12 protein-coding genes are annotated in these 14,127 nt (G+C 34.5%); 9 read left to right on the top strand and 3 right to left on the bottom strand.

Annotated features, from left to right (window positions below):
• Nucleotides 1–16 precede the first annotated feature (16 nt).
• From LG295_RS11950 to LG295_RS11920, 7 genes are all read left to right on the top strand, one after another.
• Nucleotides 17–1,054 (top strand): TRAP transporter substrate-binding protein, encoded by a 1,038-nt coding sequence (locus LG295_RS11950; RefSeq protein ID WP_107558094.1) that lies wholly within the window; start codon nt 17–19, stop codon nt 1,052–1,054.
• Entirely contained in the window at nt 1,029–1,538 is a 510-nt protein-coding gene (locus tag LG295_RS11945; RefSeq protein ID WP_107530550.1) for a TRAP transporter small permease, read from the top strand. The genes LG295_RS11950 and LG295_RS11945 overlap by 26 nt, the downstream gene beginning before the upstream one ends.
• The gene (locus LG295_RS11940; protein WP_318832362.1) at nt 1,535–2,830 is read left to right on the top strand and encodes a TRAP transporter large permease; all 1,296 of its coding nucleotides are present in this window, start codon (nt 1,535–1,537) and stop codon (nt 2,828–2,830) included. Before LG295_RS11945 ends, LG295_RS11940 begins: the two co-directional genes overlap by 4 nt.
• Before the next feature lie 17 nt (nt 2,831–2,847).
• A complete protein-coding gene (uxaC, locus tag LG295_RS11935; RefSeq protein WP_318832363.1) occupies nt 2,848–4,254 on the top strand; it encodes a glucuronate isomerase in 1,407 nt (468 codons plus the stop codon).
• A 2-nt stretch (nt 4,255–4,256) separates the two neighbouring features.
• On the top strand, nt 4,257–5,288 hold the full coding sequence (locus tag LG295_RS11930; RefSeq protein WP_318832364.1) for a mannonate dehydratase: 1,032 nt from the start codon (nt 4,257–4,259) through the stop codon (nt 5,286–5,288).
• Nucleotides 5,288–6,109, top strand: a complete 822-nt coding sequence (locus LG295_RS11925; protein ID WP_107530554.1) for an SDR family oxidoreductase — start codon at nt 5,288–5,290, stop codon at nt 6,107–6,109. The genes LG295_RS11930 and LG295_RS11925 overlap by 1 nt, the downstream gene beginning before the upstream one ends.
• A gap of 481 nt (nt 6,110–6,590) precedes the next feature.
• The gene (locus LG295_RS11920; protein ID WP_107530555.1) at nt 6,591–8,312 is read left to right on the top strand and encodes an ABC transporter ATP-binding protein; all 1,722 of its coding nucleotides are present in this window, start codon (nt 6,591–6,593) and stop codon (nt 8,310–8,312) included.
• 109 nt (nt 8,313–8,421) lie between these two features.
• On the opposite strand, the gene LG295_RS11915 is transcribed toward LG295_RS11920, so the two are convergent.
• From LG295_RS11915 to LG295_RS11905, 3 genes are read right to left on the bottom strand one after another with little or no spacing between them, the layout of a single operon-like run.
• The gene (locus tag LG295_RS11915) at nt 8,422–9,204 is read right to left on the bottom strand and encodes a DeoR/GlpR family DNA-binding transcription regulator (protein WP_107530556.1); all 783 of its coding nucleotides are present in this window, start codon (nt 9,202–9,204) and stop codon (nt 8,422–8,424) included.
• A gap of 40 nt (nt 9,205–9,244) precedes the next feature.
• Nucleotides 9,245–10,483 (bottom strand): MFS transporter, encoded by a 1,239-nt coding sequence (locus tag LG295_RS11910; protein WP_107530557.1) that lies wholly within the window; start codon nt 10,481–10,483, stop codon nt 9,245–9,247.
• 15 nt (nt 10,484–10,498) lie between these two features.
• Nucleotides 10,499–11,572, bottom strand: a complete 1,074-nt coding sequence (locus tag LG295_RS11905; RefSeq protein WP_318832365.1) for a zinc-binding dehydrogenase — start codon at nt 11,570–11,572, stop codon at nt 10,499–10,501.
• A 203-nt stretch (nt 11,573–11,775) separates the two neighbouring features.
• Between LG295_RS11905 and LG295_RS11900 the strand changes: the two genes are divergently transcribed.
• Both LG295_RS11900 and LG295_RS11895 read left to right on the top strand, forming a co-directional pair.
• Nucleotides 11,776–13,404, top strand: coding sequence for a ribulokinase (locus tag LG295_RS11900; protein ID WP_318832366.1), 1,629 nt, complete (start codon nt 11,776–11,778; stop codon nt 13,402–13,404).
• Between the two features lie 93 nt (nt 13,405–13,497).
• The gene (locus tag LG295_RS11895; protein ID WP_318832367.1) at nt 13,498–13,977 is read left to right on the top strand and encodes an SRPBCC family protein; all 480 of its coding nucleotides are present in this window, start codon (nt 13,498–13,500) and stop codon (nt 13,975–13,977) included.
• Nucleotides 13,978–14,127 lie beyond the last annotated feature (150 nt).

Raw genomic sequence — 14,127 nt, 5'->3', positions numbered from 1 at the left:
AAAAGGAGCGAAAAACATGAAAAAATTTTTAGCTCTGTTTGTAAGCGTATTCTTTTTAGCTGGCATGTTAGTTATTGTGCTATCAGATTCTAAAGTTAGCGCAGAAAGTAAGAAAAAAGAAATTATGTTAGCGCATAATCAGCCAACCGAACATCCAGTACACAAATCACTTGAGATCTTTAAAGATAGATTAGAAAAAGAATCCCATGGACAGATAAAAGTTAATATATATCCAAATGGACAATTAGGTAGTGAACGTGAAGCTATAGAAATGACACAAACAAACGCAATACAGATGACTAAGGTTTCAGCAGGAGCATTAGAAAGTTTTTCTCCAACGTACTCCTTATTTAATATGCCTTATTTATTTGAGTCACAAGATAGTTATCGACATGTGATGCAAAAACAATCAGTACAAGATGCATTTTTCAAATCAACGGCTGATAAAGGATTTTTAGGTATTACTTATTACGATGCAGGCATGCGTAATCTCTATACAAAAGATAAAAAAGTTGAAACAAGCAAAGATTTAAAAGGGCTGAAAACTCGTGTGCAGCCTAGTAAAACAAGTGTCGATTTAATTAAATCACTTGGTGGTACGCCTACACCTATGGATTTTGGAGAGGTATACACTGCAATGCAATCAGGTGTAATTGATGCTGGAGAGAATAACGAAACAGCATTAACAAATAATAATCATGGTGAGGTGGCTAAACATTATTACTATACGGAGCATGCCATAGTTCCAGATATATTAATCATGAATAAAGAAACCTATGACAGTTTTTCTAAAGAACAACAACAGTGGTTGAAAGAAGCAGCGGCTTATTCAACTGACAAGCATGAAACGATTTGGGATAACGCGATTGAAGATAGTAAGAAAACAGCTAAAGAAAAAATGGGTGTGAAATTCCATGACGTAGATAAATCATCATTCAAATCGTCTTCAAAACCTTTACAAGATGAATTTAAAAAGAATCCCGATACTCAAGCGGATTATAAATTAATCGAAAAGGAGGAACAACGCTATGAAGAAAGCAAAGACGATCATTGATAAATTATTGCTAACTTTAGCTGGTATTGCACTTTTCGTAATGGTTATCCTGTCGATCTACCAAGTATTGACACGTTTTATCTTTAACAGTCCAAGTACTGTAAGTGAAGAAATAGTGAGGTTTTTATTAATTTGGTTTGGATTACTAAGTGCAAGTTATGTGTTCGGCATCAAACAGCATATAGCTATATTATTTATCCGTGAAAAGCTACCACAGAAAATACAAATAATAATGGAAAAAATTTCGGATATTATTTTAATTATTGTAGCACTGGTGCTTATGATATGGGGCGGTTATGAGGTGGTTAAACTGACATGGTTACAAATCGCACCTTCAACTGGTTTATCAATGGCTGTGATGTATAGCGCACTTCCTGTTTCTGGTTTGTTTATTATTTTTTATGCCATATATAACCTGTTAGATAAACAAGAATTAGCGACCGTCCAAGAGGCTAATAAGGAAGATGGAGGTGAGCATATATGACAATCATGGCAGGTTTAGTATTGTTTATAACTTTTTTCTTCTTCCTATTATTCGGTTTACCTATTGCATTAGCGATTATCTTGAGTTCGCTCATCACGTTGTTAATGATTTTACCATTTGATGTGACCATAGTGACGGCAGCGCAACGTATGGTTACAGGTATTGATGATTTTACGATGCTTGCTATACCATTATTTGTTTTGGCAGGTATCATAATGAACAATGGTGGCATCGCATTTAGGTTAGTTAACTTTGCAAAAGTGCTTGTAGGTCGTTTGCCTGGGTCATTAGCGCATACCAATATTGTTGGCAACATGTTGTTTGGTTCAATATCAGGATCAAGCGTAGCAGCCGCAGCAGCAATGGGGCGCATCATGGGGCCTATGGAAGAAAAACAAGGTTATAAAAAAGAATACTCGGCAGCAGCTAATATTGCCTCGGCACCATCAGGTTTATTGATTCCACCAAGTTCATTACTCATTGTTTATTCGCTTGTGAGTGGCGGTACATCGATTGCTGCATTATTTATAGCTGGTTATATACCAGGAATATTGTGGGGCATTGCCTGTATGATAGTAGCTTTTATTATGGCCAAAAAACAAGGATATAAAGTATCCGAAAGTATTGGTTGGAGAGATAAATTATTTTTAACATTAGATGCTTTGCCAAGTTTGTTATTAATTGTCGTTGTTATTGGCGGTATTGTTTCAGGCGTATTTACTGCGACTGAGGGTGCAGCTGTAGCTGTACTTTATTCGACCGTATTATCGCTTATTTATAAAAGTTTATCATTGAAACAAATTCCCAATGTGATAAAAGAGACTGCAGAGATAAGTGGGATGATATTGTTCTTAATTACTGCTTCTGCATTGTTCTCGCTTGTTATGAGTTATACAGGATTACCTGAAGCAATTTCAAATGGCATTATTTCTATGACTGATAATCCAATCATTTTATTACTATTAATTAATGTCATTTTACTGGCGATTGGCACGTTTATGGATATCACGCCAGCAGTATTAATATTTACGCCGATATTTTTACCAATTTCAGAAGTTTTAGGATTAGACCCAATTCATTTTGGGATTATTATCGCTTTTAACTTATGTATTGGTAACATCACACCACCAGTAGGTAGTGCATTATTTGTAGGTGCAAGTGTTGGCGGCGTACGTGTAGAAGCAGTATTTAAATATTTAGTACCCTATTTCATCGCATTAATTATCTTGATGTTATTTATAACATTTATCCCAGAACTTTCATTATTCCTTCCTAAATTATTAGGATTATAGAAAAGGAGCAAAATATTATGTCATTAATTACAGATGATTTTTTACTAAACAATAAAACAGCAGTGAAGTTATATGAAAAGGCAAAAGATTTACCTATTTATGATTTCCATTGTCATTTAGACCCTAAAGAAATTTATGAAAATAAAAATTATGAGAATATTACGCAGCTTTGGCTAGGAGGAGATCATTATAAATGGCGGTTAATGAGGGCTTACGGTATTGAAGAAGCATATATCACTGGTAATGCAGATGACTTTGATAAGTTCCAAGCATTTATGCATATGTTGCCGTATTCAATCGTTAATCCGATGTACCATTGGTGTGCACTTGAATTAAAACGTTATTTTAATGAGGATACTGATTTAGATAAAGTAAATATAAAAAAACTTTATAAATCATTAAACCGTAAATTAGCTAAGACATCACACACACCACAGAATTTAATAAAGCAAAGTAATGTGAAAGTTGTATGTACGACAGATGATCCATGTGACGATTTGAAATATCATCAATTATTAAATGAAGATAAAAAAGTAACATTCAAGGTGTGTCCTACATTTAGACCGGACAGCTATGTATTTTTGAGTAGTGCAACAGTGCAAGAAAAAATAACTAAATTAGATGAAGCGACTGATTGTGACATTAATAACTTAAATAATTATATCGAAGCATTGAAAGCACGTGTGCATTACTTTGATAGACAAGGTGCTAGAAGTTCGGATCAAAGTTTTGAAAAAACACCATTAATGACTGCGTCGTCTGAAGAAGCTCATGCGATATTTGAAACATTAGTAAGTGGTCAAAGTGTTTCAGAAACTGAACAATATGAATTAGCAGGCTATATTTTAACAGAAATTAGTAAAGTCTATCACGAATTGAATTGGGTCGTTCAATTCCACTTAGGTCCTACAAGAAATAATAATACAAATATGTATCACAAAGTAGGTCCAGACAGTGGTTTCGATAGTGTTGGAGAACAACTCAGTGCGAAGAGGTTAAATGCTATGTTAGACCATCTTGAGCAACACCAAGCACTTTCAGATACTATTATTTACCCTAATAATGGAAATGATCATTTAATGGTTCAAGCGACTGCAGGTAACTTTTCAAATAGTGCGCACAAAGTACAACTAGGTGCAGCATGGTGGTTTAATGATACGAAAGAAGGCATGGAACGCCACCTAGTAGATTATGCCAATGTTGGTTTATTGTCTAAATTTGTCGGCATGCTAACGGACTCTCGTAGTATGATTTCTTATACACGCCATGAGTATTTTAGAAGAATATTATGTAATTTCTTGGGAGAAAAGATTGAAAAAGGAGAAATTGCATTATCATCATCTACAATTGATCAAATGGTGAAAGATATTTGTTATAACAATGCAGTTAATTTATTCAAAATTGAAGGAGTTAAGGAGGAATAATTATGGAATTATCATTTCGTTGGTACGGGGAAGATGACCCCGTAACTTTAAAAAACATTAAACAAATTCCAGATATGAAACAAATTGTTACGGCGATTTACGATGTACCGGTTGGTGAAGTTTGGACTTTCGAAAGAATTTCTCAGTTAAAACAATCTATTGAAGCGGAAGGCTTAAAATTTGAAGTAGTAGAAAGTCTTCCCGTTAGTGAAAAAATTAAAATGGGGACGACAGAACGCGACGCCTTAATTGAAAATTATAAAACATCATTGAAAAATTTAGCGGCTAATGGCGTTAAAACAGTCACATATAATTTTATGCCTGTATTTGATTGGACCCGTTCACAGCTAGATTACGAACTTGATGATGGATCTAATACATTAATTTATAAACACGATCAGTTGAAAGACATCGACCCTTTAACAACAGATTTAAATTTACCGGGATGGGACGAAAGTTATTCAAGAGCAGAGATGAATCAACTTATTACAACGTATCGTGAAATGTCAGATGAACAATTGTGGGCAAACTTAAAATATTTCTTAGACGCAGTGTTACCAACTGCAATTGAGCACGATATTGATTTAGCGATTCATCCGGACGATCCACCTTGGTCAATTTTTGGTATTCCTCGTATTATAAAGAATAATGACAGTTATAGACAATTACTAGCAATTAATGGTAGTAAACATAACGGTATCTGCTTCTGTACTGGATCTTTGGGGTCCTTAGCTGAGAATGATTTGCCAACTATGATTCGGGAATTTGGTGCGCATATTCATTTTGTGCATATGCGTAATGTAAAACGCTTAGATGAATTTTCATTCGTTGAAACAGGTCATTTATCTAAAAATGGATCTGTAGATATGAAAGCAGTTGTAGAAGCATTAAGAGATATAGAATATAAAGGTACAATCAGACCAGATCATGGGCGTATGATTTGGGGAGAAACAGGGAAAGCAGGCTATGGATTGTTCGATAGAGCATTAGGGGCAACATATATTAATGGTTTAATTGAAGGAGTGAGTAAATAATGACTGCACAATTTAAAGACATTAATGTCGTTATTACAGGAGCAACAGGCGTAATAGGTTCAACATTTGTGAAAGCACTTGTAGAAAAAGGTGCGAATGTAGGCATTCTAGGACGTTCCGAAGAGAAAATTGTGGACTTACAAAATGAAATTGATAAAGAAAGAACACAAACCGTCGCACTGGTAGCTAACGTATTAGATAAATCGTCGTTACAACAAGCCAAACAAACGTTTAATGATAAATTTGGAAAAATTTCAGTACTTATTAATGGCGCAGGTGGTAATAATCCAAATGCTACAACAAATGATGAAATGTATGATGAAGACGGTGACAAAACCTTCTTCGATTTAACTGAAGAAGGTGTAGATAAAGTGTTTAAGTTAAACTACACAGGTACGTTCTTACCATCACAAGTATTTGGTGAAGATGTGGTAGAAGTTGACACAGGAACGATTATTAACATATCATCTATGAATGCTTTTACACCATTAACGAAAATTCCAGCATATAGTGGTGCTAAAGCATCAGTGAGTAACTTTACACAGTGGTTAAGCACTTACTTTGCAGGTCGAATTCGTGTGAACGCAATTGCACCAGGTTTCTTTGAAACAAACCAAAATAAAGCATTGTTGCGTAATGAAGATGGCTCGTATTCTGAACGTGCTTCGAAAATTTTATCTCAAACACCAATGAATCGTTTTGGCGAACCTGAAGAAATTTTAGGTACACTTTACTGGTTAATGGATAACGATATGAGTGGATTTGTTACTGGTATAGTTGTACCAGTCGATGGTGGATTCTCATCATATTCTGGAGTTTAGCAAAGATTTGTAACTGGTCGAGGTATCAGTTAATTAGACAGGTCGCAGGAGAAAGTAACCAAATGACTGCATAGCTAACGTCTGTTTTAGTAAAAAACCAAAGGGGTTACGTTATGTTGTAAAGGTTTATATACTTAACCACATATTACGATTATTGCATAAAATGACAAACTAAATATTGTAACCAATGTGTGATTGGTTAATTATTGTTGAGAGAGTGTGATACGAAATCGATGTAATCAAAATTGGTTTCTAATCCACTCTTATTTTTATTGTAAAAACATATAGCAGATTAGATTTAATAACCACAGAGAACAAGCATGAGATAACTATTTAATAAAAGGTTGAAATAATGGTAAGTAACAATCATTATTACAAAATGGATGTAGCTCAATTATGAAAAAGTATTGATAATAATTATCAATTAATCCATAATGAAAGACATATGCACATTTATAAATTATAGATTAGGTGGGATGTTGTGAAATCATTTTTGAAATATTATAAGCCATACAAAGGATTATTTTTTATAGATTTTGGTTCTGCCATAGTTGTCGGGTTATTAGAGTTAATATTTCCTCTCATAACGAGTATTTACATAGATCGCCTGTTACCAACGAATAATTGGAATCTTATTGTGATTTTTGGATTGGTATTACTAGGTATTTTTGCTATGGAATCAGTGCTTAAATTTGTTGTCACATACTGGGGCCATAAGTTAGGCACAAATATAGAGCGAGATATGCGTAATGATTTATATAGTCATATTCAAAAATTAAACTTTAAGTATTTTGATAATCAAAAATCTGGGAAATTAATAGGGCGACTAACCAATGATTTAATGGATATTGGAGAAGCAGCGCATCACGGGCCAGAAGATATATTTCTATCTATTATGACTTTAATCGGTGCGTTTGTAATTATGTTGACGATTGATGTGAAATTAGCGCTTATTACATTCTGTGTTGTACCGATTGTTTTTATATTAGCAATATATTTCAGTCAAAAAATGTCTCGAGCATTTAAAGGACTATTTGCGAATGTGTCTCGTTTTAATGAATTGATAGCAGATAATGTTGGTGGTATTAGATTAGTTCAAGCATTTACTAATGAACGTCATGAACAACAAAAATTCAATGGTATAAATGACAATTTTAGAGCTACCAAATTAAAGGCATATAATTACATGTCATGGAATATTACGATTAGTCATATCGCCCAAAAATTAACACTGGTTATTGTGTTAATTGTAGGTAGTTATTTCGTATTACATGGGGATTTAAGTTACGGTGGTATCGTAGCATTTATTATGATTACGAATGTATTGTTTAAACCTTTAGAACAAATTAACATGATTATCGAATTATTTCCAAAAGCTATTGCAGGATTTAATAATTTTAGAGAAATTTTAGCATTAGATCCCGAAATACAAGATGACCCACATGCTACTAAGATGCCGACAAAGCCTCAAACTATTGAATATAAAGATGTGTCGTTTGGATATGGTGAGACACCCATTTTAAATCATATGAATTTAACAATTCATCAAGGTGAGAAGATCGCATTAGTTGGTCCCAGCGGTAGTGGCAAGACTACAATTAGTTCGCTATTACCACGTTTTTATGAAGTAGATGAAGGTGATATTTTAATAGATGGGCAAAGTATTCGCTCTATCCAATTAGCATCATTACGTTCAGAAATTGGAGTTGTGCAGCAAGATGTTTTCTTGTTCTCTGGCACATTAAGGGATAATATTGTTTACGGACATTTAGATGCTGATGAAACACAGATATGGGATGCTATCCGTAACGCGCAACTAGAAACATTTATAAAAGAGTTGCCGTTCGGACTTGATACACTCGTAGGAGAAAGAGGCACAAAATTATCTGGTGGACAAAAACAACGTATATCGATTGCGAGAATGTTTTTGAAAGACCCATCTATTATTATTTTAGATGAAGCAACAAGTGCACTAGATATTGAAACAGAAAATAAAATTCAAAAAGCGTTTAAAAAACTTTCAGAAGATCGAACATCTTTAATTATTGCGCACAGGTTATCAACGATTAAAGATGTTGATCGTATAATATTTATAAAAGATGGCCAAATATTGGAAGAGGGAAGTCATGAAACCCTTATGCAGCAGGATGGCCCATATAAACAACTTTACACATCACAATTTGCGGAAGTTGAGACTTTTTAACTTTAAAAGAGATAAATAAAAAGCGTGCATCAATAGGTTTAGTACCTAATGATGCACGCTTTATTGTTCGCGCAAATAGTAAATAGTGTTTATATATTGGGAGGGATGTTTAAAATGATTCAGATTGTGCGTTTACCGTAATGATTTTATTAAAATGATTGCGATAACTTTGCCAATCAACTTTTGAGTTAGTTTGGTCCGTTATCAATACATCGATTGTGTCATTAGGACAAACGTGATAAAGAGATACTTTGTCAAATTTAGAACTGTCGGTAAGTACATAAATTTCTTTGGCTTGTTTAACCATTTGTATTTTTGTAGAAGCAAGTGTGTCATTAAAGTGTGTAACGCCTTTTTCTAAATCAATAGCAGGTGTTGCGAGAAATAATTTAGAAGGGTTAAATTGTTTAAGCGCTTCGTTTGTCATCATACCATTCAATAAGTAATTATCTTTATATAAGGTACCACCAGTAACGATGACTTGGTTAGATGTTGATTTTAAAATAGAAGCAATATGGATATCATTAGTAATAATTGTTAAATTGCTTTTTTGTGCAAGTGCACGCGCAAAATGTAATGTCGTCGACCCAGAATCAATGAACAATGTGTCGTTTGCCTCAATAAATTCAGCAGCTTTTTGACCTATAGCTACTTTCTCATAATAATAACTTGTTTCACGGTCATCAAAGTTTAATTCATCCCAAACCTCTGTGTCATTTAATACGACCCCACCATGTGTCCGCTTGATGTGGTTATACTGTTCTAATTTATTTAAGTCACGGCGAATTGTTGCTTCATGTACATCGAATTCTTTAGCTAACGTGTGTATCGTAGCTTTTTTATTAGCTTTCAAAAATGTAATAATATGTTGTTCTCTTTCTGCTGGTAACATCGACGACAACCTCCTAAAATTATTGTTTGGCTATTGCTAATTATGCGGGATATTCACCATTTTGCATATGTTTTGGTATTTTAATAAAATAAGTCAGGAATGTACTGATAAAGTATAAAATGGCAAGGACCCAAATCACACCGATTGCGTCTATACTACCGATGAATAGATAAACAATCATTGGACCGACAAATACAGGTAAACCAGCACCTAAGTTAAGCACGGATAAAGCTGCGCCCTTATCTTTTTTAACAAGGGAAGGTACCAATGCAGATAGTGGTACATATGCTGCAATAAATGCACCCCAACAGAAACCAACAATTGTTAATAAAGCTAAATTGCCATCTGTCCAAATAGGGACATAACCCATCAATAGTACCGAAATACCACTTCCAATGCCACCGAAATACATTACAGTATTACGCCAACCAATCTTATCCCCAACAACACCGAAGATTAGGTTAAACAAGATATTACCAACAAAAATAGTGGACCATACCGCTAGCCATTTAGAGGTCGGGATACCAAAAGATGATAAATAAATAGGTAAGAAAACTGGAAAGGCGAATTGTGCTGTCGTATTAATTACACGAACAATGCCACCTAATAACACTTTTGGTTCTTCGGCAACAATAGTTACACCTTTAAATACTTCTTTGAGTTTTTCTAAAGCGCTACCTTGGCTTGAAGGTAGTGTGTCTTTATTTAATATTATAGTAAAGAAGCCACCTAGAACAACCCATATTAATGAGCTCCATAATGTATTGATATGCCCTAAATATTCGATGGCCCAAATAGAATAGAGAGCACCAAGAACGTTTAAACCACCTGTGAAGACAAACCAGAACCATCCCACAGCTGCGCCGAGTGTCTTTTGTTCTGAACGATACGATATCCATACTAAGAATGAATAAGCAAATAAGGGATAGCCCAAACCTCTTAATGCATATGCTGGCAACATGAGTGATAAGTTTTGAGAAGGAATTGCAAAGCCAACAAAGAAAATTGTTCCGATAATATAAAAGATTAGGCCTAATAACATAGTACGTTTACCTCCAAGTGCTTCAGCAAATACACCACTGAGCCAACTTGCTATAGCAACTGTTACACCGTATGCAGAGAAGAGTAAACTTGTTTCTTGCACAGAGAAACCATGTCCGTGTAGCCAAGGGCTTAGCCAACCAATCTCTAAGCCATCACCCATCATAAAGACGATGATACCAATATAGCCCCAAATAATTTGTCGAGGCATACCTAGAATAGAATTTGAATTATTCATTTATAAACCACCTTTTTAGTCATTTTTCCAATGATATTCTAAATAAGTTTTCTTCCATCCTTTGTTAGCTGTTGTATCATCTAATGCTACTTTTAAATCATTAGTGTTATAAATATGATAATAAGTGTCAGGAATTAACTGTCTTAATGCTTTCTGGTATTGCTTGTTGCTGAACGCATTGATAAGCTGTTCGAATTCGCGTTTTGTACTACGAGAACTCCCAGAAAATGTTAGCCCCTTTTCAAGTACATCACGCGTATTGATACCGACACGCTCCTCAGTGACACCCATTAATACAATATGACCTTGTCTATCAATTAGGTCGATGGCTTGGTTAATAGCAGATTCAGAGAATTTGCCTCCAGCACATTCAAAGACAGTATGTACACCACGATGTTGTTTGAAATCATAGTCAAAGACTAAATGCGTCGTTGCAAAACTTTCGAAAGCAGCTAATTTTTCTTCGATGGCTCCAAATACTAACAATTGTTCTTTTTCAATACCGTAAATATAATGTAATGCCGTAGCTGCTAAGTAACCAACAGGACCATCACCGAATATGGCAACTTGAGGAGAGTTATCTGTAGTGATATGTTCAAGTTGGTTGATAGGGAATAGCGAAACAGAACATAGCTCTGCTAACAAAGCAACGTCTTCATCTAAAGAATCAGGTACTTTAACTACATTATCTCCAGGTACAACCAGTTGATCTTGGCATATACCATCAAAGCCGCTTCCCATAAATAAAGCATGCTCATCATAGTTGTCTTGATAAGGAGAAGGTGCAAAAGTTTGTTTACGTAGGTAAGAAGGAATATTTGGAACAATGACAACCTTGTCACCTTGGATGAAATCTGGATGTTTGGAATCTTTAACGATGCCAATTCCTTCATGAAACAGTGCCATAGGTAATTTTTTTGCGAGTGCTTCAGGACGACGATTACCTGTGTAATAGCGTAAATCTGCATGACAGACACTTGCTTTAGTTGGTCTAATAATAAGATCTCTATCGTCGTAGTCATGAACAAGTGTAGCTTTTTCGAATTGACCAGGTTCAGTTAATCGGAAGACATTCGATTGAATTTTCATATTTGCACATCTCCTTGATATTATTTGTTCATATATGTTTATATCGACAATAGTAAACGCTTACATGCGGATTTGTCAAACTCATTTTGTTCTGTTTTGCAGTTATTTGTTGTTTTGTGATTTTTTGTGTTGATTTTTAGTTTAAACTTAATTATGATTTAAGAAAGCGTTTTCTTAAAGAAAGGTGAATGGGGGCTTATACAATGACATACAGCATAGGCATTGATTTTGGTACTGGTTCAGGTAGAGTATTTTTGATTAATACCGAAAATGGAAAAATTGAAGAACAATATATAAAAAACTATACACATGGCACCATAGAAGGTGAGTTGGGTGGAGAGAAACTACCTCAAAGCTTTGCGCTCCAAAATGCCAATGATTATATGGACATCATTGAGACAGGCATTCCAGCCATTATAGAAAGAACCAATATTTCAGTGTCTGAAATCGTAGGCATCGGCATTGATTTTACATCTTCAACAGTTATATTTGTAGATGAACAAATGGAACCCATACACAACAGACCAGGTTTTCAAGATAATCCACATGCTTATGTAAAGTTGTGGAAACACCATGGCGCACAAGATGAAGCAGATTTATTATTTAAGACGGCATTAGAAGCTAAAAATAGATGGTTAGGGTATTATGGATTTAATGTTAGTAGTGAATGGATGATTCCTAAAATCATGGAAGTTAACAATAAAGCACCTGAAGTTATGGACGTTACAGCAAATATTATGGAAGCGGGCGACTGGATTGTAAATCGTTTGACTGGTCAAAATGTAAGGTCTAATTGTGGCTTGGGCTTCAAATCATTTTGGGAAGCAGAGACAGGTTTTCATTATGATTTATTTGATAAAGTAGATTCAAATTTATCAGATATTGTACGTACAAAAGTTGATGCACCGGTAGTCAGTATAGGTGATAGCGTAGGTACTTTATGCATGAAGATGGCAGAAAAATTAGGTTTGTCACCAGATACACAAGTCAGTCCGTTTATCATCGATGCACACGCAAGTTTATTAGGTATTGGTTCAGAGAAAGATAAAGAAATGACAATGGTTATGGGTACTAGCACATGTCATTTAATGCTTAATAAAGAACAACATAAAGTTCCCGGAATTTCTGGATCAGTTAAAGGAGCCATCATTCCAGATTTATATGCTTATGAAGCGGGTCAAACGGCAGTAGGTGATTTGTTTGAATATGTCGCGAAGCAAGCTCCTTATGATTATGTTAAAACAGCAGAATCACGCGGAATTTCTATATTTGATTTACTTAATGAAAAAGCTGCTCAACTTTATCCCGGTGAAAGTGGTCTTATCGCTTTAGATTGGCATAACGGTAATCGTAGTGTATTAAGTGATAGTAATTTAAAAGGTAGTCTCTTTGGAATGAGTTTACAGACAAAACATGAGGAAATCTATCGTGCATATTTGGAGGCAACTGCCTTTGGTGCGAAAATGATTATGCAACAATATCAAGGATGGCAAATGGAAGTTGAGCATGTATTTGCTTGTGGAGGTATTCCTAAAAAGAATGGTTTACTGATGGAAATTTATGCCAATATATTAAATAAGAAGATTACTGTCATTGATAGTGAATATGCGCCAGCCATTGGTGCAGCCATCTTAGGTTCTATTTGTGGTGGTGCGCATCCTGATTTCAATTCTGCTATAGAAGCGATGAAAGAACCAGTACTTTATCAAGTAGAACCAGATCCTCAACAGGTACGTATTTATAAAAAATTATTCAGCGCTTACAAAGAATTGCACGATTTACATGGTTACAAAAAAGCACGTATTATGCGTAATGTTAGTGCATTGATGTGAATTTACAGTATTAATACAATTTGAAATGCTAGGTATTTGTGGTTTATAGGTGTAAAAAGAGGAAATGATATAGTAACTAATGATACTAAGGGGATGACTGTTGTGGAATGGGAAATCGTAAATTTAGATATAGAATTTAAAGTGAACGCTTCGGTTGAAAAAGTGTTTGAGGCATGGACAGAACCAAAGATTTTCAAGCAATGGTTATATACTTCTAAGAAAACAAATAAAATCGCACAGAACCAGTTTGAAATTAATGGTGAGTGGGAGATAGTTGATGAAAGAGAAGGTAAAACATATAAAGCGACAGGTACATATATGGATATTGTAAAACCATATAAATTGATGTACTCATTTAAAATGCCTCAATTTAGTGATTTAGAAGATATCATAACCATTGAGTTTATAGACTTAGAAAATGAAACACAAGTTAAATTTAATCAAGGTTTAAAAGTACCTTTAAACGACACAATGAACAAGCAATCATACGAACAATTAAAGGAAGATACTAAAAAGCAATCAGAAGAAGGATATAATAAAATGTTTGAACAACTAAAGCAAATACTAGCTTAATAACAGATGTGAAATCATTATATAGTATGATCATATGAATATAAGCCCCTCATTACATAATAAAGGTAATGAGGGGTTTACTATGTAATTTAGTTAGCTATTTTATGTAATACGAGGTACTTTTTTATCATGTTCCTAATAAGGTTAAAG

The sequence above is a fragment of the Staphylococcus pseudoxylosus genome (assembly GCF_044794325.1).
GTDB classification, from domain to species: domain Bacteria; phylum Bacillota; class Bacilli; order Staphylococcales; family Staphylococcaceae; genus Staphylococcus; species Staphylococcus pseudoxylosus.
This window is presented reverse-complemented; position numbering and strand designations above follow the sequence as displayed.